Raw genomic sequence first — 20,136 nt, forward strand, 5'->3', positions numbered from 1 at the left:
GGCAAGCGAGGGCGAACCTTCCGGTGATACTCAGCCGGTCGTAAATCCGACCCGGGACGATTTTTGATCGGAATGCCACAGCTGGGTGCGGCCTTTGCCAAGCTCCGCGTTCATCTCGCGCACAAGCTGCTCCACATCGACGGTATGCTCATAGTGCTTGCGCAGCGCCGCCGACACATACAGCTCACCGAGCTGCGCGAAGGTGAACCCTTCCGTCGCTCTCGCCGCCACCGCGACCGCTTCGTCGTCGAGAAACTCGTGCAGCCGCTTCAGCAGCAGGTAACTGCGGCGCTGCTCTTCGTCCGGCAGCTTGATTTCGTAGGCCCGGTCGAAACGGCCCGCACGGTTCATCAGCGCCGGGTCGATTTTCTCCGGATAGTTCGTCGTCCCGATCAGGAAAATGCCTTCCTTCGAAGTCGCCCCGTCGAGCGTGTTCAGAAAATACGACCGCGCCGACTCCGGCATGGAATCGATATCTTCGATCACGAGCACCATCGGGGCCATGCGGACGGCCGCTTCGAACACCTCCTGGATCGAGTCGCTGGTCGTGTACTCGGTAATGTGCCAATAAGCAACCGGCGCGTCCACGCTGCCCGCGATCGATTTGACCAAGGTCGTTTTACCGTTGCCCGGTTTGCCGTACAGCAGAATGCCCCGTTTGTACGGGAGGCCGTACGTTTGGAAAAAGTGCCGGTCCTGCGCGAAAAACTCGTCGATGGAACGATAAATTTCCGTTTTCACGCCTTCGTTCATCACCACTTCGTCACGCCTTACCCCACGTGTCAACGATTCGCGCTCGCGGTCCAGCCCGTCGCGAGTATCCTTGAATACGGTCACCTGCTCCCGATCGTACTGCCGCTGCCGGCGGGACATGTCGGTCAGGAACTCGGCCAAGCCCGCGTCGGATTCGGCCCATATAAAATCCTCGTTGAAAATGCCATGCTGCCGGAACATCGGTACCCTCGCCATGGCTACCCGAAAACGCGGGTAGACGAACACATTGTTGCGCAGCGACGGGAACATGCGCGGTCCTTCCCCTTCCATCGCGTCTCCGAACGTGAAAGTACGCGCCTCCACCGTATCGAAGACGGCGCAAAGCCGTTCAACCTCGGGATTCGACGCCTGTACGTCGCGCTCCAACTGATCCCAAATATCCTGCCCGTAATCTTCTTGGACATACAGCTGAAAACGGGCCCGGTACTGCCCCTCCAATCGGGCTTGGATCGACTGAATGACGAAGGCGTAATCGCCGTATTCGACAATATCGAGACCCGGCAGTCCGTCGCCGGAAGCGGTAATGATCGGCTGCGGATGATTTGCTTTTTCATTTATTTTAATAACAGAACTCATAGTAGAACTATTTCCTCGTTTCATTTTTTTGTACTAATTCGATTTAAACGCCCTTGATGCTCGCCAGCGGCTTGCATTTGGCGACGACGGACGCAAGTCCCGCCCCGACCACGCTCTCGATGATCTGATCGACGTCCTTGTACGCTTGCGGCGATTCGTCGATGATCGACTCCAGCATGCGCTGGTTGACGACGATTTCGTCCGCCGTTCCGACGCGCAGCGACGATTCGAATTGATCGACGGTCACAAGCCGCTTCGTCGCGCTGCGCGAGCGAATCCGGCCGGCTCCGTGGCAGATCGAGTAATAATTGCGCTCCCCGCCGGGCTGACCGACCATCAAATACGACGAGGTGCCCATGGACCCGGGGATCAAGGTCGGGTGGCCGGTCGCCAGATACGGCTCCGGATTGTCCGGATGCTGCGCCGGCAGCGCCCGCGTCGCCCCCTTGCGGTGCACGAATAAAGGCGTGCCGCCATGCGTTTCTTCCCAGGCGTAATTGTGCATCAGATCGTACAGCGTCGTCATTTCGAACTTCGAGCCGCAGACGTCCCGGAACGCTTCCCGGATGGCGTAAGCGATCAGGTGCCGGTTCGTGACGGCATAATTGAGCGCGGAATACATCAGATGGACGTAAGCCTCAGCCGCTTCGCTGTCCAGCGGGGCGAAAATCAGTCGCGGATCGGCCGTTCCCGTCCCCGTGCGGCGCATCCATTTGCCGATCTCGGAGCCGCCGTACTGGCTGACCGCACCGCCCCAAGCCCGCGAGCCGGAGTGGATCATCACGATGATTTGACCGTCGCGCAGTCCCCATTTTTCGGCAATGGCCCGGTTGTCCTCGTGGATCTCAATCGCCTGGATTTCGGCAAAATGGTTCCCGCTCCCCAGCGTCCCCAGCTGCCGGTGGGACCGGTGCCAGTACATCTCGGGCAGACGATCCAAGTGCGACTCGTCAAAAGCGAACTTGCTGTGCTCCACATGCGTGAGCGATGTGGCTTTTTTCGGCGTGTAGCCGTCCGGGATGTACTTTTTGGGGAGACCATGCAGCCCTTTGCGCAGCACGTGCTCCAGCCGGATGTCCGAGAAGTGCCCGCGGGCATGCTCTTCGGCCGGAAGCAGCTTTTCGATCGCCTTGACCAGCTTGCGCCGCAGCTTCACCTCCTGCAGATCGTCCCGGTGCAGATTCGTCAGGTGAACGCGCATCCCGCAGCCGATATCGCTGCCGACAATCGACGGGGAGACGTAGCCGTTCTCGGCTTCCCACACCGCCGTCGTGCCGATGCACGTACCGACGCCCACGTGCACGTCCGGTGTATAGCTCATGTAGAGCCGGTTCGGAATTTGCAGATTGTTATTGGCCATGTCGAACACTTTGTAATCCAGCGCTTCGAACAGCTGGTCTCCTGCGAAAACGTGCAGATCGCCCGCCGGCAGTTGCACCTTGCGGTAATATTTTTCATTGGGTTGTTCGTTGTAAGTAAACATAAATGACGACAAACTTCCTTCCTATTTCTCTGATTCCGGTAAAAATGAATGCAAAAAGACCGTAAGCCATAAGCCTACGGTCGTCATGTCACGCGTCTATGCGTACGATAGCATGGAGCACAAGCCCAGCTCACTGCGCCGCTCTTCATGCCGTTTGTGTCGATGCAAACGAAGGACCCTGCCGGAACGTACATGAAACGAACGTGCCGGGGGTTGCTCTCGCTTACGTCGGGCCCGTAGAGGCCGATGGAACGAATTCCGGTATGCGATTGTCGCTCAAACGGTCGGACAACAAAACACCATGGCGGATCATGTGGATCGGCCTCCTTTCTCCATTCAAGATACGGTTATCATAAACGCGGAAGGGAAACTTTGTCAACCATAATATAAAAACTATTTATTAGTTATATTTATTTTTTCTATTGCACTGGCATATGGGACTGGGGGTTATACGGTTACAAAAGGGAGCTTTGGTGGCTGTTTGGAACTGCTTGGGGCTGTTTGCTCCCGTTCCCGGCTCTCCAGCCCATGGCGAAAGTAGCTTAAAAATCCACCTCTCCCAATCGTCTCTGTAATAGAGGAACTCTGATGCGTTAAGAAGGACGGGAGAGCTGGCAGCATGGATATAGAGGAACGCACGTTCGTTATCCATGTCGAATTTTATCACCTTTGCCCGGTTTGGCAAACATAGCGCATCGCAGTTCCTTTATCCTGCTGGCTCCAGCCGGTACAGCCAAATAAGGCATCCACGTTCCTCTATCGCGGCGAACAATATGAGAGGTTGGTGCCGTGCGCTAACGCAGAAAAAAAGCGCCACTGCAACGGATATCCGTTACAAAAGCGCGTCCCCAGCACGGATCGTATACGGGCAGCAGTTTGTTCTCGTCCGATCATACATCGCATACAGACAGCAGCTTGTTCCCTTTCCATCATCCATCGGATACGGGCGGCAGATGCTCCCACCGATCATACATCGGATATGGGCAGCAGTTTGCTTCCATCCGATCATACATCGGATATGGGCAACGCCTGACTTGTCCTGCCGCCAGGAATCCCACTTCGCGCGGGCCGCTGCATCAGATACGGATACAGTAAAATCAAGCCACCGACATACAGCAGGAAGGCGAAGTACGCGGGAAGCAGATGCATGAAATCGGTGTAGCCGATTTGAAAATGCACGCTGAGGCCCGCCAGAAAGCCGGGAAAGCCGCCTAGCAGCAGCGTCCACCATACCCAGCGCTGGCCTTGGCCGATGCCCCACAAAGCGATGATCAGCACGGCGAGGGCGTTGGAGAACAAAGCGCCGCCGAAGCCCGCCCGGTCGTGCGCGATCAGCGGGATCAAGCGCTCGTTGATGTCCGCGAGCATCTCCTCCGAAGCGCATAAATAAGCAAGGTCCGTCGGGACGAAGACGAAGGTGATTCCGACGCCTGCGATTACGACACCGCCGACGGCAAGCGCGAAGCCGAACGCGACGAACAGAAGCTGGCCCCATTGGGCGCGCCGCCAGATCCGGTCGTTCGTCAGATTCGGCGGATCGTACGAAGGCCGGTCGGCCCGCGCCCGCATGGACAGAATGAACATCGGCAGCAGCACCGCCGCCGCCAGCGCATGCAGCGGGTCAAAGTACCCGTACCCGAGGTACAGGAAAAAGCTGCTGAAGCCGACCAGACCGGAGGTCATCAAGGCCGTTTTCGTCCAGTGCAGCCCCTTTCTCAGGCCGTGCCGGGCCAATTGGTAATACAAGATGCCGATGGAGATCATCGTCCCCGCCAGCGTGACCCGGTCGTGCGACATAAAGCCGAGCAGCCAGCGGTTCGCCTGTCCGAGCATCGTCTGATCCATGCCGAGAAACAGCACATCGTACGGCAGCATGACCGTCGTCGCCGCGATCATCCAGGCCAAAATGCCGCCGATAACCATGCCGATGCCGAGCAGGCACATCCAGCCCCAATCCCGCCAAAAGGACGCTTCCGGCGGGCTCTCCGTCTCCCGCACCTTCTCGTAGATCAGCGCCTCGTTAATCCGCTTCGGCAGCCCCGGCCCGGAGTAGACGAGCCCGCTGTAAAGCTGCACGCAATCCGCTCCCGCTTCCACCGCCAGCAGCGCATCCCGGGGCTCGTGGATGCCCCCGGCCAAAACGATCGTCAGCTCCGGCCCGGCAAGCTGCCGAAGCTGCTGCACCCGTTCCACGCCCGGCGCAAGAGCCTCCCGCCCGATGACGAAGCCCTCGGGCGTCCGCACGGCATCGCCCACGACGATGCCTTCCCATGCCGCCGCGTCGATCCGGCCGAGAAGCGCTTGCAGACGTTCCGCCGGATCGTCCGGCGCCACGTACAGCAGCAGCGGCTTCCCCGGGGCTACCTCCCGGGACGCCTGCCGGACCTCGCCCAAATACGCTGCCGTCGCTTCCGGCGGCCAGCCCGTATCGACGCTGTCGATGTAGAACGCGGCGGCCCATGGGGCGAGCCGCTCCATCATCAGCCGCAGCTCCGCCTGCGCCTGTTCCGGCGATGCGCCGGGCATCGGCCGCAGCCGGAACATCAGCGGCAGCCGGTGCCCCTGCTTGCGCTGCATGCGCCTGGCGAGCTTTTCCAGCCCTTCGTTCACGCCGACGTTCGGATAGAGCAGCGCTTCGCCGGACACCTCTCTCCGAATCGCGCGGTCGTCCGTTACTTCCCGGACCGTCACCGGGCCGATCTCGATAAATCCGAACCCGAATTGAGCCAGCGCCCGATGCGCCGTGCCGTGAACATCCAGTCCGCCGCTGAGGCCGACGGGATATTTCAGGCGCAGCCCCCCGCACGCTTCGCTTTCCAGAATCGGATGCGACTCCATATGCCCGAGCGTCTTGATGACCAGCGTCCCCCCGGGCAGTCTGCTAAGCAGGCCCATGGCTCCCAACGTGAAATCCCTCGCCGTCTCGGCGGGAAGTCCGAACAACAACGGGCGAAACAACGTCTGATACGACCAATCCGGCATCCTCTCACTCCCGTACTCCGTCATCCATATGCTGCCATTGTATCACGCGCCGGGGTTGTTTTGTCCATAGCGACCAAGAGCTTCCTTCCATTTGCTTCCTCGCCATTTATATCGTAATATAAGATATAATCTAAATATACGATATAAGGAGCGTTCATTCTGCAATGATCAATGAAATCGCCCAGTTGAATCAATTATGGACGGATATCTACTATCGCTTGCGCTATAACCATAAAGAAAAGATCACGCACCAAAGCATTCGCATTATGCAGGTCATCCAAAAAGAAAACGAAGCCGGCATCAAAGACATTGCCGAAGCGATGGAACTATCACATAACACAGCCTCCGAACATATCAAACGCCTGTTGGAAAAACAATACGTGTGTAAAGCGCGCAGCAAAGCCGATGAGCGCAAAGTCATTCTGAAACTAACCGAGACGGGAAATGAAGTGCTGCACCGACATTCCAGTCTCGATGAAGAGAAGCTCGAGCTTCTGTTTGCAGAAATGACGGAGGAAGAGCGGCAATCCGTTATCGATGCATTTACGTTATTGAAGGAGAAAGCGGAACATGTACGCCATCGTTAAAGTGCTCGTATCGGCCGTCATTATCGGGATCATTTCGGAAGTAGCGCGCAGATTTCCCGCTCAGGGCGGAATCATTGCGGCATTGCCCATCGTTAGCCTTTTGAGCATCGTGTGGCTCTATACGCAGGGCGAACAGACGGATACGTTAAGCAAATTTGTTTTTGGCGTCGTATCCGGACTTCCCGCAACCGTGGTTATGCTTGTCATTGTTGGCATCTCTTTGCAGCATTCTCTTCATCTGTTTGTCTCGTTAGCTTTAGGGGTGGGCGGCTGGCTTCTCACTTTATATGCCCAAGACATGATCGTCAAATATTGGGCTTAATTGCCGTCAGGCGCGCCCCTCTCCCACCGACAAACGCTGCCGGAACTCGGTCGGCGTCTGCATGAATTTTTTCCGGAACACCTGCGTAAAATGCCGCATGTCCTGGTAGCCGATCCGCTCGGCCACGTCGGCGAGCTTAAGCTGCGGGTCCTGCAGCAATTCTTTGGCCCGTTCCATCCGCAAGTGGATCACGTATTCCTTGTACCCCTGTCCGGTCTTTTGCTTGAAAAGCTGGCTGAAATAGACCGGATTCAAATACACGACGGACGCCACCTTCTCCAAGGACAGGTCGCTATGGAAATGCATGCGGATATATTGCAGCGCCACCTCGACGGGGCTGCCCCCGCAGGGCTCGCGCTCGGCCGCAGCCGTCGGCGCCGCCGTCCGGGAGCGCAGCCGCCTTACCTGCTCCGGCACCGAACGGATATCCGTCACCAGCCCGCTGTGAACGATCTGGAACGGCACCTTCACATAGCGCTTCAAGTGGGTATGAAGCTCCTCATGGAACGCTTCGATTGCCGTGCCCGGACGCAGCGCCGCAAGCCCGAGCAAATGATGGCTGTCCAAACTGGCGGCGAATCCGTCGCCCCGCATCTCGATCAGCTCGGAAAGCACGTTGTCGATGATAAAATGCTCCAGATGCGCTTTTCCCGGACTACCCAGTGCAACCAAAACCAGATGAAATTCGGGGTAGCTCCGTTCGAGAGCCGACATGTCGAAGCGGCCGATATCGAGTCCCGCCGCCCAGCGCTGGAATACCGCCTCGCGCAAATATTTCAGATTTTGCTTCAAAAGCTGGCTTTCCGCCGAAACGGCATGCTCTTGGTGCAGCTCTTCTTGCAGCGTATGAATCAGCTCGATCAGCCGCTCTTTGCCGATCGGCTTCAGCAGGTAATCGCGGGCTCCGAGACGGACCGCTTCCTGCGCATAAGCAAATTCGGAGTGCGCGGAGATGACGACCCATTTCACCTGCGAATGCCTGCGCCGGGTAAGCCGCATCAACTCCAGTCCGGTCATCCCCGGCATCAAAATATCCGTCAGCACGACGTCGATCCGGCAGGAGGCCAGCGTCTCCACCGCTTCCTCCGGCGAAGCGGCCAAATGTACCTTTGCGCCCGGAAACGCGCCCCGGACCGTGCGTTTGACCCCTTCGCGGATCACCTTTTCGTCATCCACAATGAGCAAATTCATGCTTGCGTTCCCCCTTCCCCAGGCAGCGGCATCGAGATCGTCACCGTCGTTCCGGCTCCCGGCGAGCTATCGATCCGCAGTCCATACGCTTCTCCGAACATCAGCCCCAGCCGGCGGTGCACGTTCTGCAGACCGATCCCGCCCCGCCGCGTTTCCCCGTCCTTCACCGCCATAGCCCGCCCGGCTTCCTCTTCTCCCATCGGCACGGCATTCGTTCCGAGCGAACGCCGCAGCCGGTCGAGCACATGCGGCTCCATGCCGCTGCCGTTATCTTCCACATATAGCCGGAGCTGACGGTCATCCGCCTTCGCGTAGACCCGCAGCACGCCGGGACGGTCCAACCGCTCGAGTCCGTGTTTGACCGCGTTCTCGATCGCCGGCTGCAGCGTCATCTTCGGCAGCCGGATGTGCTCCCACGCGGGATCGACGTCCATTTCGACGGAGACCCTGCCTTCGAGCCGCGCTTCAATGATCGTCAGATAGTCCCGGATCTGCTCCAACTCGTCGCGCAGCCAAACCTCGGAAGAGCCTTCCCAATGGCTGCTGTAGCGGAACATATGTGAAAGCGATAACACAACTTTGCCGAGCCGTTCGTTCCCTTTTTCGTCAAGCATCCAATAGATCATATCGAGCGTGTTATACAGAAAATGCGGGTTCACCTGCGATTGCAGCGCCAGCAGCTGGGCATTTTTTTCGCTGATGGACACCGCTTTGACTCTTTCGATCAATTCGTCCATCCGGTTGACCATCTGGTTGAAGGACGCTACCAGAATGTTGATTTCTTCATACGACTTGACGTGCAGCAGACCGCGGAAATTGCCGCGCTCCACCTGCTTCATCTGCTGAATGAGCCGCTTGAGCGGAGACGAAATCGTCCGCGACACGAACGTCGCCAACGCCGTCGAGACGACAACCAGAACGGAGATGACCAGCAGCAAAAAGCGCTTCATCTGATCCTGCTCCACGTTCAGATCGGTATCCGGCGTCGAGCTGACGACCTGCCAATCCGCCATGGACGGCTTGGAGGCGACGATCAGACGCCCCGCCTGCGGATCGACCCGGACCTCGCCTTCGCCGAGCGCATCGCTCCAATAGTCCGCAACGGAAAGCTCCTTCGGCGTCTGTGCGGACACAGCCATCACCTGCTTCGCCTTCGACAGGATATAGACCTCGCTCCGCGGGCTCAAGCTCAGGTTCGCAAGCCCCGACAAGATCGGCTTCGGGTCCGTCTCGATGAGCACGATACCGATCGGCCGGTGCTCATGCAGATCGTAGAGCGGCCGCCCGAAGGCGAACACCGGCCTTTTCTCCGCCTGATCGATGATCGAATGCTCCTTGACGCCGAGCCATACCATTTCGCCGGACGATTCGCGTATGCTGCGGTACCACGAGGAATTCGCGAAGCCGGGGTCGATGACGCTCATTGAGTTGCCGTAGCTGTAGATCGTGCCCGAATTCGCCACGACATGAATGCCGATCGTATCTTCCCGGGAGTAATAGATCGCCCCGATCAGATTCGTGATCGTCCGTTCGTTGATCATACGCAGCGCGGAATCCTGCGTCGGCGGCGCCTGCAACAGCCGCTGCAAATCCGGGTTGCCGTTCAGCGATTTGGTCAGGCTGTCGTACCCTTTGAGCAGCAGGTCGAACAAGTCCATCGTTTGCGAAAAGTTTTTTTGCGCGATCTCCCCGATCTTCTGGTGCAGTTGATCCGTTGTCCGCTTGTAATACAGCGCGCTGACGATAAGCAGCAGCCCGAGCATGCAAAACAGGAACAGCAGAAACAGACGGGTATGAATGGAATGAAGACCTCGCTTCAACCGGAAACTCCCCTTTCCGTATCCTTACTGTTCCTATCATATCACGGAGGCTTCGATGGCGAATACGCGGGTTCGCCCTCCCCCCGCTAGCCTTTCACCGCTCCGGCCACCATGCCTTTCGTGATCCGTTCCGACAGCGCAAAATAGATGACGATGACCGGCAGAGCCCCAAGCACGAGCAGCGCTCCGATTGCGCCGTAATTGACCGAATATTGGCCGATGAAGCTGTTGACCCCGAACGGCAGCGTCTTGAGCTTCTCCGACGAAATGAACGTCGCCGCCAAAATGTACTCGTTCCAGATCGAGATAAAGGTCAGGATGCACACCGTCATGATCGGCGGAACCGAGACCGGCATAATGATGCTGCGGAACGTCCGGTACACGCTGGCCCCGTCCATAATGGCGGATTCTTCGATTTCGTACGGGATCGATTTCATGAACCCGCTCAACACGAACACCGCAATCGGGGTCGAGAACGTAATGTAGGGCAAGATCAAAGCCAAATGCGTATTGAGAATGCCGATGTTTTTGAAAATGATCATGAGCGGCAGCAGCGTAGCCTGAAGCGGAATCATGATGCCGATCAGAAACACCGTCATGACCAGCGTACCGTAGCGCCAGCGAAACCGCGTGATCGCATAAGCGACCATCGCGCTTAACACGATGACCAGCGCCACCGTCACCGAGGTAACGAGCAGGCTGTTGAACAAATATTGCAGGTAATGCCCCCCCTCGTAGGCATCCTTGTAGTTCTGCCACCGCAGCTCGCGGGGCAAGGAAAAGAAGCTGCCGTCCAATATTTCTTCGTTCGTTTTGAACGAATACAGCACCAGCCAGACGAGCGGATACAATTGCGTAACGAACAGGACGGACAGGAACGGCAGCACCGCCGCCTTTTTCCACTTGAACGTCTTGCTCCGCAGGCGTACGGAAGCTCGCTGCACGGCTGCATTCGGAGATGAATTTATCGACATCGGAACGTCCCTCCTGTCCTTAAGATAACTTGCTCTCGATCCGCCGGAATACCGCATTCAGCAGCAGCGTAGCAGCCAGACATTCGATGACCAGAAACACCGCCATCGCGCTGCCGTACCCGTACCGCATCGACAGGAACGACATGTTGTACATGTGGGTGGACGTCACGTCCGTCGCATGGGCCGGACCGCCCCCGGTCATGACCATGATCATGTCGAACGCCTGCAGCGAGCCGATGATGGCGAGCACCAGCGAGATTTTGAAAATCGGGATAACCATCGGAAACGTAATGTAACGGTCCGCCGTAAAGCCCTCCGCCCCGTCGATCCGCGCCGCTTCGTAGATTTCGGAAGGAATGTTCTGGATGCCCGTGAACTGGATCAGCACATGATAGCCGAGATACTGCCACAGCGCGACGAAATACAGCGCGATCATCGCCGTATTCGGACCGGTCAGCCACGGCTTCGTCCACGAATCCAAACCGACCATCATCAGCAGTTGGTTCAGCATGCCTCCGAGCGAAGCAGGGTTGTAAACCGTTTTCCATAATTGGCCTACGACGACAACGGATAAAATGACCGGCAGGAAATAGCTGGAGACGAGGAAATTAGGCTTGCGCACATAACGGCTGATCAGGATGGCGACGAACAGCGCGATCGGAATCTCCGCCATGGAAAATAAAGCGAACATCAGCGTGCGGCCTACGGACGGCCAAAACACCGCATCCTTCGTAAACAGCTCCTTGAAATTGTCCAGCCCGATAAACCGCGCTTCGCCGATGCCGTTCCAATCCAGCATGGCGCTGTAGAACGACACAAGGATCGGCACGAACACCAGACCGATATAGAGCAGCAAGCAGGGAAGAACGAAGACGGCGATCGTCCGCCGGGAAACCTTCATGGCATGCACGGCTCAAGGGCACCTCCTTTGGTAAAATGTGACTAGTAGCGTAGAGCACGAGATGGTCCAAGCGAAACCTATTGGTTTCATTTTCTTGTCCGGCAAGGGAACGCGCGCCTCTCCGGCGCGCGCTGCGGCAATACCCTTGCATTCCGAATTTGGTGGTCGTACCGTCGTTATTTGTTGTTCGTTTCGAAGGCGGTCTGATGCTCCTTGGCGACATCTTTCGGATCTTTTTTCTGGACGAACAAATTCTGGATGCTGGTCAAATGCGCCTGCGCTGTTCCCGGATTCATCGTATTATCGAAGGCGAGATCGCCGCCCTGTATGTTTTTGAACAGCTCAAGGACATCCATCGCAAGCTGCGAATAGCCGGCCGCCTTGAAGTCGCCTTCCACCTTTTGCCCGAGCCCTACGGCGTTCTTCATCTCGAAGGAAACCTTCGGGAAGTTGACCATGAAGTAATTGAGGAATTCCTTCGTCTCCTTCAAATGCTTGCTCGTTGCCGATACGGCGAAGGCGCTGCCGGGAGCGAGCATGTACTGATCGGTATTGCCCTTGCCGCCTACGGTCGGGAACTTGAAGACGCCGACTTTGCCCTTGACCGACGAATCGTCGATCGCGCCCGTAGCCCAGCTTCCCATGAAATACATCGCGCTTTTGCCCGTCTTGAACAAGTTCTCTCCCGCATTGTAGTCGAACGAGGTTGCCCCTTCCTGGAACGCGCCTGCCTGCACCAGGTCCTGGAACTTGCTTACCGCCTCGGTAAACGCCGGATCGCCGAACGTCTTTTTCTTGTCCAGCACGTCTTTCAGGAAGTCGGGACCGTTATTGGTGCGAAGCAGCATGTTCATGAACAGGAACGACCCGGTCCAGCTGTCCTTTTCCCCGATGGCGATCGGCGTAATGCCTTTGGCTTTCAGCTTCTTGACGACTTCAATCATCTCTTCGAACGTCTTCGGCACTTCGACGCCCGCCTGGCTGAACAGCTCTTTGTTATAGAAGACGAGCGAAATATTGTTGCCGTCCGGAAGCGCATACACATTATTGTTGAACGAATAGTAGTCGAGGATGCCTTTTTGGAACGTATCCTTCAGCCCGTTCTGGTCGAGCATATCGTTCAGCGGCGCGAGCAGGCCCGCATCGACGAACGGCTTCATCTGGGCGGCGGGGTTCACAATCGTGATGTCCGGCACTTCTTTGGCTGCGGCTTGCGTTTTGAGCTTCAGCTTTTGCTGGTCGGTATTGAGAGAATCCAGCTCGATCTTGATATTCGGATGCGCTGCGGTGTAATCCGCGACGATCTTCTTCATGATTTTATGATTCGGTGCGGTCGGATCCGGATAAATGTTCTGGAAGGTAATCGTCACCGCGCCCGACTTGTCCTTCTCCTTCGCCGCCTCTCCGCTTGCCGCCGTACCGCCGCTACCTGCCGCCGATTTATTCGTGTCCGTTCCGCATGCGGCGAGACTCACGGCCAGCGACCCGGCCAAGGCGACCTGCGCCCACTTCATCGCTTTTGCCATCGTTCGTTTCCCCCTCTAGTTTAATAAGCTCATTATGGCGGATACGGTCCGATCGAACAATGCATGAACTTCAGGAATGAGGTTTGATTTTTTTAGGTGGCCAGGGGGCGGGGCCGAGACGGGAGAGGCGAGGATATGGTGGGATGCGGGCGGGGGATAATTGGGACGTGACAGGATGCAGGCGAGACAGAGCGCCACTCCCCAAATAGAGGAACATTTGTTCCTCTAAGCCAGTCAATTTAGCCGGTCTGCGAAAATTAGCGGAACTGGAGTGTTGCTATCGGGCCGAAATTCGTGATAACGAAAGTTATTCGACACGGATAGAGCACCCTGCTTCCTCTATGTGCCGATAGCGTGCCAAATCCTCGAATTAGCGCATCAGAGTTCCTCTAGTTTTACCGCCCTCCATGTGTTACCTTAGCACGTCAATTCCACCGTTCTTCGGATTGCCGGCTTCGCTGCTGCAACTGCAAGAATTTCCCCGTGAAAAATGAAAAAGCGGCCGGGTGAAAAGCCCGACCGCTACCCTCAACTGCCATATAACCTACTTCTTCGCTTCCTTCCCCGCCCTCGCGGCGAGCTCCTGCAAATTCCGTCCCTGCAGCGCGCCTTCGATCAACTCGGGGAGCATATCCGGCGTGCAACCGAAGCACGGGATGCCAAGCTGCGCAAGCGTCTTGGCGACCTGCTCGTCATACGACGGAACGCCGCTGTCCGATAGAGCCAGCAAGCAAAGCGCCTGCACACCTGCCGCCCGCATTTCCCCCATCCGGCGGATCAACGCGGAGCGATTTCCGCCCTCGTACAGGTCGGAGATCAAAATAAACAGCGTCTTCTTCGGTTCGGTGATGAACTGTTCGCAGTAGGCGACCGACTTGTTGATGTCCGTCCCCCCTCCGAGCTGAATGCCGAACAGCATATCGACGGGGTCGTCCGCGCACTGCTCAGTCAAATCGACGACCTCCGTATCGAACACGACGACGCGGGTGTCGAGCGCCGGCAGGCTGGCGAAGATCGAGCCGACCACGGAGGCGTAAATGACGGAGTCGGCCATCGATCCGCTCTGGTCGATATCCAAAATGACCGTCCATTCTTTGCTTCGGCGCGCACGATCGAAGAAGTAGAACCGCTCCGGGATCAGCCGCTTCGTTTCCGTATCGTAATGCTTCAGGTTGGCGCGGATGGTCTTTTTCCAATCCATCCCGGATAAGGACGGAAGCGGCGAATGCTTCCTGCGGTTCAAGGCGCCGGTGACGGCCTGACGGATGTCGTGCTCCAGTTTCTTGGAAATTTCCTCCACCACGGCTTTCACGAGCTGCCGGGCCGTGTCCTTCGTCTTCTCGGGAATTTTGCCGCGCAGCGCCATGAGCGTCGCGACCATGCGGATATCCGGCTTCACCTGCGCCAGCGTTTCCGGTTCGAACAGCAGCTGCGTCAGCCCTTTGCGCTCGATGGCGTCGGCTTGAATAACCGAGACGATGTCCGAAGGGAAAAAGGTGCGGATATCCGCGAGCCACTTCGCCACTTTGGGCGAGGAGGGACCCCGCCCGGCAGAGCGCGACCCCGAGGAGGCGTCGGCTTCCAGCCCTGTACCCCCGGTGCCGTCGTAGATGGCCGCCAGCGCTTCGTCCAAAATTTTCGCCTCGCCGTCCAGCAACCCGTCACCTTGCGAGTATTCCGCGAGCTTTTCTTCGGACGCGTCTCCGAGAATCAGTCTCCATCGTTGCAACGCTTTATTTTGATCCGTCATCGTCTACAAATCTCCGAAATCAAAATCGTTAAGTTCATCCAGCTTCCCTCTTTCGTCTTCGCTTAGCGGCTCCTGCAGCTGCTCCGCGGCCCCCTGCCCGTCGAGTCCCCACAGCACGCCTAAGGTCTCCGCAATCGACGATTTCTCCCTCGGCTCGAACGAGCCGAATGCCCTGCGCAAAAAAACCAGCGAACGCAGGAACGCCTCGTCTTCCAAGGACGCGATATATTCGTCAAGCTGCTGCCACAGCCCCGAGCGGGACAGCAGCGCATACCGGTTCCGCATCGACACGCCTTCGAACCAACCCGCTCCCAGCTCCGCCGGAATTCCCGGCGACAGCCGCCGTGATACTTCCTGCGAGCACTGGTCGGGGGAGATCAAGTTCCGCTCCAGCAATATGGCAAAAGCAAACCCGGACAGCTTCGCATTCCGGTCGTCCCGAGAAGCCAGCGCCCACAGCTCAGCAAGCCACCGCTCGTCGTCCACCTCTTCCGGATGCTCCTGCGAGATGCGATGCATCTCGTTCATGCCGGTCACCATGCCGCCTGCCGCTTCATCGCTGCACACGGCCGCGTCCACGAGGAGCAGCGTCCCCCGCAAAAACAACTGCTGAAGCAGCGGCACGAACGACGAGGTATCCACCTTGCGAATGTCGCCGTAGCGGATCAATATCGATAATTCGTTGGCCGCGGCGGCGATCTGCGCGAAGTCGCCGGCATCGACTGCCAGCCGCTGCAACGTGAGCCTCGCTTCTTCCATCGCCTCGGGAAGTCCGCACTGGCAGGCCAAGCGGATGATCCGGGAAGCTTCCGAAAGATCCGCGCACCCTTCGAGCCGCTCATGCAGCACAAACGCGGCGGCAAGCTCCACCGTTTCCCCTTTGAGCGTCGATTCCACCGCTTGAATCTCCGCCTCGGGGCTCCACTGGAGCACCCAGTGCTCCGCCCAGGTCGCCGTGTCCTGCCGTACCTGCTGCTGCCGTGCAAAATCGATGCCGAGCAGCGCAAGGCGGTGCAGAAAGACGGACCGGTGCAGATCGAGAAATGCCGCTTCTTCGCTCTTGACACGCCGGTTCTCCCGCAAATCCAGCTCCAGATCGGCAGCGACGGCGGATTTATATTTCTCCAGCTTCAGACGCTTCAGGTGCCGGTTCAGATCGTCTTGAATCGGCGTCTGGCTGACCCCCTCGGGCAGCGCACCAATCGCCGTGCCGATATCCGCGCGGGCCAGCGCCTCGGCCACCGAAGCCAAGTCCCCGAACCCGAGACAGACAACGGCCGCATCCCGCAAATCCCCCCAGGTTGGCATGCTGCCCCCGCGAAGCGAGGCAAGCGATTCGGCCAGCCGTACCCCCTCGATAACGGAAGCGGTGGAACGATGCGTTCCGCTCTCCCTCAAGGACGAGGCCACTTGCGACAAGTAAAGTGACGGCAGCCTCGCAGCGTCCTGCCGGTTCAAGCAATCCCACACCCGCTCGAAATAGGCCGGGGCCTGATTGCCCGCACCGTAGCCGGATTGAACGGACAGCTTGTAATACGAATAAGGCATCAGCGTCAGCTTGGTGGACGAACGGGGCAGCTTGCGCAGCTCCTCATCCGACATCGCTGGCAGCGCCAAGTCCATTCCCGAGACATGATGCGCCCCGGTCACGACCACGATGCGGTCCGACGGTCCGACGGCATCCAGCGCTTGCCGGATCTGCCGCCGCATGTAAGCTTCACGCACCGCGTTGTAGGACGCTTCCCGCGGGTCATGCGCCCGCTCTTCCTGCTCCAGCAGCTCGCGCATTTCCGCGGAAAACCGTTCGATGGCGTGACGATACGCTTCTTTGCTTGGACTATGCTCGAAATGCCGCTCCCAATAGCTGTCGTAATCCGGCTCCCCGGCCAGCTCGGCAACCCGCTCGTACAGCTCGTTCTGCCGCCGGTAAAAGGCTCTGCGTTCCGCCAGCGCATCCTGTCGGCCCGTTTGACTGCCCTCGCTACCCGCCGGCCCATCCTCCCGGTCCGTTTCCTCCAGGCTCGCGCTTGCGCGTCTTGCCGCTTGCAGCGTCACCGCCGCATCGGAAGGAAGGTCGATGAACTCGGCGCGGATCCCGTTCTCCGCCGCCCACAGAAACGCTTGGTATTCGGGAGAATACGAAGCCAGAGGGAATACCAGCGTACGAACCGGAAGCTGATCGGTATAAGCAAGAATCGCAACGGGCGGCACGACGCCGCGGGAAGCGATCTGCCCGATCAAGTCCCCCGCGTCCGAAGGCCCTTCCACCAGCACGACCTGCGGCCGGATTTCGTCCAGAAACGCCCGCAGGTGAAAGGCGCCCGCCGGCGACAAATGGCGGATGCCAAACACATGGACTCTCCCGCCGCTGGTGCTCAATCGTTCATCTCCCGGCATGCGTTGTACAGACTCCGCCATTCCGATCCCCGCTTTTTCATCACATTTTCCAAATATTCCTTCCAAGCAATACGATCCTTCTCCTCATCCTTCACGATGGCGCCTTGCAGGGCGGCGGCCAAATCCTCCTCTTGGATTCGTCCGTTTCCGAAGCTGGCGGCCAGCGCCATGCTGTTCGTCAAGAGCGAGATCGCTTCCGCCGTCGAGATGACGCCGCTCGGCGATTTCAGCTTCTCCTTGCTGTCCAACGTTACCCCGGCGCGCAGCTCCCGGAAAATGGTAACAATCTTGCGTACCGCCTCTTCCTCCGGCAGCGCCGCCTGCAGTTCGTAGTTGGCGGCAATTTCGCCAACCCGTTTGCGCACGATCTCGACTTCCGTCTCCAGGCCGGACGGCGACGGCAGCACAAGAATGTTGAACCGGCGCTTGAGCGCGGCGGACATTTCGTTGACGCCCCGGTCCCGCGTGTTCGCCGTTGCGATGATCGAGAAGCCTCTGGCCGCCGATACCTCGCGTCCCAGCTCGGGGATGGAGATCGTTTTTTCCGACAAAATCGAAATCAGCGCATCCTGCACCTCGGAGGCGCAGCGGGAAATTTCCTCGAAACGGGCAATTCCGCCGCCCTCCATCGCCCGGTAAATCGGGCTCTTGATCAGCGCTTCGTCCGACGGGCCGTGCGCCAGCAGCATCGCATAGTTCCACGAATACCGGACATGCTCCTCGCTCGTTCCGGCCGTTCCCTGAATAACCTTGGACGAGTCGCCGTGAATCGCGGCCGTCAAGTTCTCGGAAAGCCACGATTTTGCCGTTCCCGGCTCCCCGATCAGCAGCAGCGCCCGGTCCGTCAGCAGCGTCGCGACGGCAATCTCCACCAGCCGCGTGTGGCCGATATATTTGGGCGTGATGTTCACGCCCCCCGCTTGCCCCCCGGTAATGAACGTAAGCACAGACCGCGGCGACAGCTGCCAGCCCGCCGGTTTCGGGTCTTGATCCGCTTCCTTCAACGCTTCCAGTTCCTTGGCGTACAGCCGCTCCGCAGGCAGCCTCAATACATTTTGCTTCTGATCCATTCGATCCATCCCGCTCCTTTGCCCATTTCCGCTTCATCGCTTGTTTTCGTTTTAAGCCGCTCCGTCACTTCAAGCACCTGCTGCTTCACGCTTTCGTAGGCGATCAGGTCCGCGAACTTCTCCAGCCTTTCGGCATAGCTGCCGGGAAGCAGCGACATCAGTGCCAATTTTTCCCGGTCCAAATAATAAAACTGCTTGCCTCCCGAGCCTTCCAGCGCCTTCATCAGCAGCTCCGGGGTTTCCCCGTGCCCGATCTTGAACAAGGCGAAGAACAGCGAGACTGTTCTCGGCTTCATCTGCTGCGGCGCCACCTGCACCTTTTTCAGCAAGTAATCGGTGATTTTCGTGTCCGGCTCCTGGACGAACCGGCACACCAGTTCTTCTTCGTTGATGTCCACGAACAAATGCACCCAGCGGGGATCCCACGAAATCGCGGACGACTCCTCCGCCTCACGATACACGGTTAGGGCCAGCCGCTCGGTCAAATCGTACAGCGTACGCAGCAGCTCTTTGGCCTGCGCCTGCTGCTTGTTGTGAACCAGAGGAGCGAACTGGTCGTAAGCCTCCTCCGGGGACAAGCAGCGAAGCGCCGCTTGAAAGCTGTACGAAATGTGCTTTCCGCCCCACTGCCGGTACAGCGATTCGACAAACCGATAGCCTTCCGGCCGCTGCATGTCGAGCAGAAGTTCTGCCGCATATTCTTGAACAGCCGTCGTTTCTTTGACCATAAAAGCAGGCGAGGACAGCAGCTTTTCCAAAAATACGCGCACCGCCTCGTCGTTCTTCCCTTTTAGGCATTGCACCGCCGCCGACAGTTGCTCCACCGCTTCCGTTTTCGCGGAGCTGCCGTCAAAATCATTCAACCACGCTTCCGCTTGGTCCAATATGCGCTGGATCAACGTAGGATGGAAATAAGTTTGAATCGGTTCCACCGCAAGCTCGCGGTCCTTGCCTACCAGCGCTTCGAACAACCGGTCGGCCGCCCGCCCGGTCCCCAGCCGGGATAAGGCCGATAAGGCAGCGCGGCGTATTTCTTTTCTTCTCTCGTACGAATTCTCCAGCACGACGTCCTCCAGCTCGGGGTAGTCCCCGAGAATGTCCACGGCCGCTATGCGGACTTCGGCCGCGCCTTCGCCGGCCGCCTGCAGAATTAGCTCGGCATTCACCGGACCCTGCAGATGATGGATCAAATACAGCTTGCGGGCATCCCCTTTGCCGCCCTGAAGGTTCAACTGCCGATGTAGTATCGGTACGACCGCAGGGCCGATCGACGGAATAACTTTATCGTACATAAACTCGGCAATTTCCGCATACCCGTCTTCCAAAGCGGCGACCGCAGGCATGTGCGTCCGAAAATCTTGAAACAACGAGTCTTCGTACCCTTGGTGGATCACTTCCAAGCGGCCGGGCCCGCGTTCCGTCAAAGCGTCGATGAGAGACCTCATTTTCCGGTACGGGATGGCTGTTACCCCGCGCGTATCCGTCACTTGAACCTCCTCCAGCGTCCCCTGCGCCTCGGTCCGCCCTTGGGTATACAGAATGGAGTGCAGCAGGGTGCCGAGCTCCAGCAGTTTGGCGGAGGCTTGCTCGGGCTTTGCTTCCGTAATGAGCTGCACGCCATCGGCCAGCCGGTTGAACACCGGCGCATTCTCTCCAAGCTTGCGCAGCTGAGGCAGCAGCCGGGTTAGCCGCAGGTCGCCCGCGGCGACGGAACTGCCGGCGATAAACAACCGGCGCACTTCTTGATGCAGATCGGTAAGCACCTGTAAGCTCATGGATTCTC

Annotated in this window: 14 protein-coding genes; 2 read left to right on the forward strand and 12 right to left on the reverse strand. The window is 58.3% G+C overall.

The genetic code is table 11. The annotated features are described in order from the left end of the window. Positions 1-30: 30 nt before the first annotated feature. The 3 genes from NI000_RS20455 to NI000_RS20465 all read right to left on the reverse strand — a co-directional run bounded on the left by NI000_RS20455 (position 31) and on the right by NI000_RS20465 (position 5,815). The gene (locus tag NI000_RS20455) at positions 31-1,350 is read right to left on the reverse strand and encodes an AAA family ATPase (protein ID WP_253413293.1); all 1,320 of its coding nucleotides are present in this window, start codon (positions 1,348-1,350) and stop codon (positions 31-33) included. 43 nt (positions 1,351-1,393) lie between these two features. After that, a complete protein-coding gene (locus NI000_RS20460) occupies positions 1,394-2,833 on the reverse strand; it encodes an RtcB family protein (RefSeq protein ID WP_253413294.1) in 1,440 nt (479 codons plus the stop codon). A gap of 1,005 nt (positions 2,834-3,838) precedes the next feature. Beyond that, positions 3,839-5,815 (reverse strand): hypothetical protein, encoded by a 1,977-nt coding sequence (locus tag NI000_RS20465; RefSeq protein WP_253413295.1) that lies wholly within the window; start codon positions 5,813-5,815, stop codon positions 3,839-3,841. Between the two features lie 164 nt (positions 5,816-5,979). Between NI000_RS20465 and NI000_RS20470 the strand changes: the two genes are divergently transcribed. After that, positions 5,980-6,402, forward strand: coding sequence for a MarR family winged helix-turn-helix transcriptional regulator (locus NI000_RS20470; protein ID WP_253413296.1), 423 nt, complete (start codon positions 5,980-5,982; stop codon positions 6,400-6,402). Next, positions 6,386-6,724 carry a DUF3147 family protein gene (locus tag NI000_RS20475; RefSeq protein WP_253413297.1) on the forward strand — a complete coding sequence of 113 codons (339 nt, stop codon included), beginning with the start codon at positions 6,386-6,388 and terminating at the stop codon, positions 6,722-6,724. Before NI000_RS20470 ends, NI000_RS20475 begins: the two co-directional genes overlap by 17 nt. A gap of 6 nt (positions 6,725-6,730) precedes the next feature. On the opposite strand, the gene NI000_RS20480 is transcribed toward NI000_RS20475, so the two are convergent. From NI000_RS20480 to NI000_RS20520, 9 genes are all read right to left on the reverse strand, one after another. After that, complete coding sequence (locus tag NI000_RS20480; RefSeq protein WP_253413298.1) at positions 6,731-7,915, reverse strand: response regulator; 1,185 nt, start codon at positions 7,913-7,915, stop codon at positions 6,731-6,733. Continuing rightward, positions 7,912-9,735, reverse strand: a complete 1,824-nt coding sequence (locus NI000_RS20485; protein ID WP_253413299.1) for a cache domain-containing sensor histidine kinase — start codon at positions 9,733-9,735, stop codon at positions 7,912-7,914. Before NI000_RS20485 ends, NI000_RS20480 begins: the two co-directional genes overlap by 4 nt. An 86-nt stretch (positions 9,736-9,821) precedes the next feature. Beyond that, complete coding sequence (locus NI000_RS20490; protein WP_253413300.1) at positions 9,822-10,709, reverse strand: carbohydrate ABC transporter permease; 888 nt, start codon at positions 10,707-10,709, stop codon at positions 9,822-9,824. Positions 10,710-10,728: 19 nt separating this feature from the next. Then, a complete protein-coding gene (locus NI000_RS20495) occupies positions 10,729-11,610 on the reverse strand; it encodes a carbohydrate ABC transporter permease (protein ID WP_301292604.1) in 882 nt (293 codons plus the stop codon). A 176-nt stretch (positions 11,611-11,786) separates the two neighbouring features. After that, positions 11,787-13,136, reverse strand: a complete 1,350-nt coding sequence (locus tag NI000_RS20500) for an extracellular solute-binding protein (RefSeq protein WP_253413302.1) — start codon at positions 13,134-13,136, stop codon at positions 11,787-11,789. Positions 13,137-13,680: 544 nt separating this feature from the next. Continuing rightward, positions 13,681-14,886: a VWA domain-containing protein gene (locus NI000_RS20505; RefSeq protein ID WP_253413303.1), complete on the reverse strand. Its 1,206-nt coding sequence runs from the start codon at positions 14,884-14,886 to the stop codon at positions 13,681-13,683. 3 nt (positions 14,887-14,889) lie between these two features. Next, on the reverse strand, positions 14,890-17,265 hold the full coding sequence (locus NI000_RS20510; RefSeq protein ID WP_253413304.1) for a DUF5682 family protein: 2,376 nt from the start codon (positions 17,263-17,265) through the stop codon (positions 14,890-14,892). Then, positions 17,262-18,353 carry an ATP-binding protein gene (locus tag NI000_RS20515; protein WP_253413305.1) on the reverse strand — a complete coding sequence of 364 codons (1,092 nt, stop codon included), beginning with the start codon at positions 18,351-18,353 and terminating at the stop codon, positions 17,262-17,264. The genes NI000_RS20510 and NI000_RS20515 overlap by 4 nt, the downstream gene beginning before the upstream one ends. Beyond that, complete coding sequence (locus tag NI000_RS20520; RefSeq protein ID WP_253413306.1) at positions 18,329-20,128, reverse strand: HEAT repeat domain-containing protein; 1,800 nt, start codon at positions 20,126-20,128, stop codon at positions 18,329-18,331. Before NI000_RS20520 ends, NI000_RS20515 begins: the two co-directional genes overlap by 25 nt. Between the last annotated feature and the right edge of the window lie 8 nt (positions 20,129-20,136).

Source organism: Paenibacillus tyrphae (assembly GCF_024158745.1).
In the GTDB taxonomy this organism is placed as follows: domain Bacteria; phylum Bacillota; class Bacilli; order Paenibacillales; family NBRC-103111; genus Paenibacillus_G; species Paenibacillus_G tyrfis_A.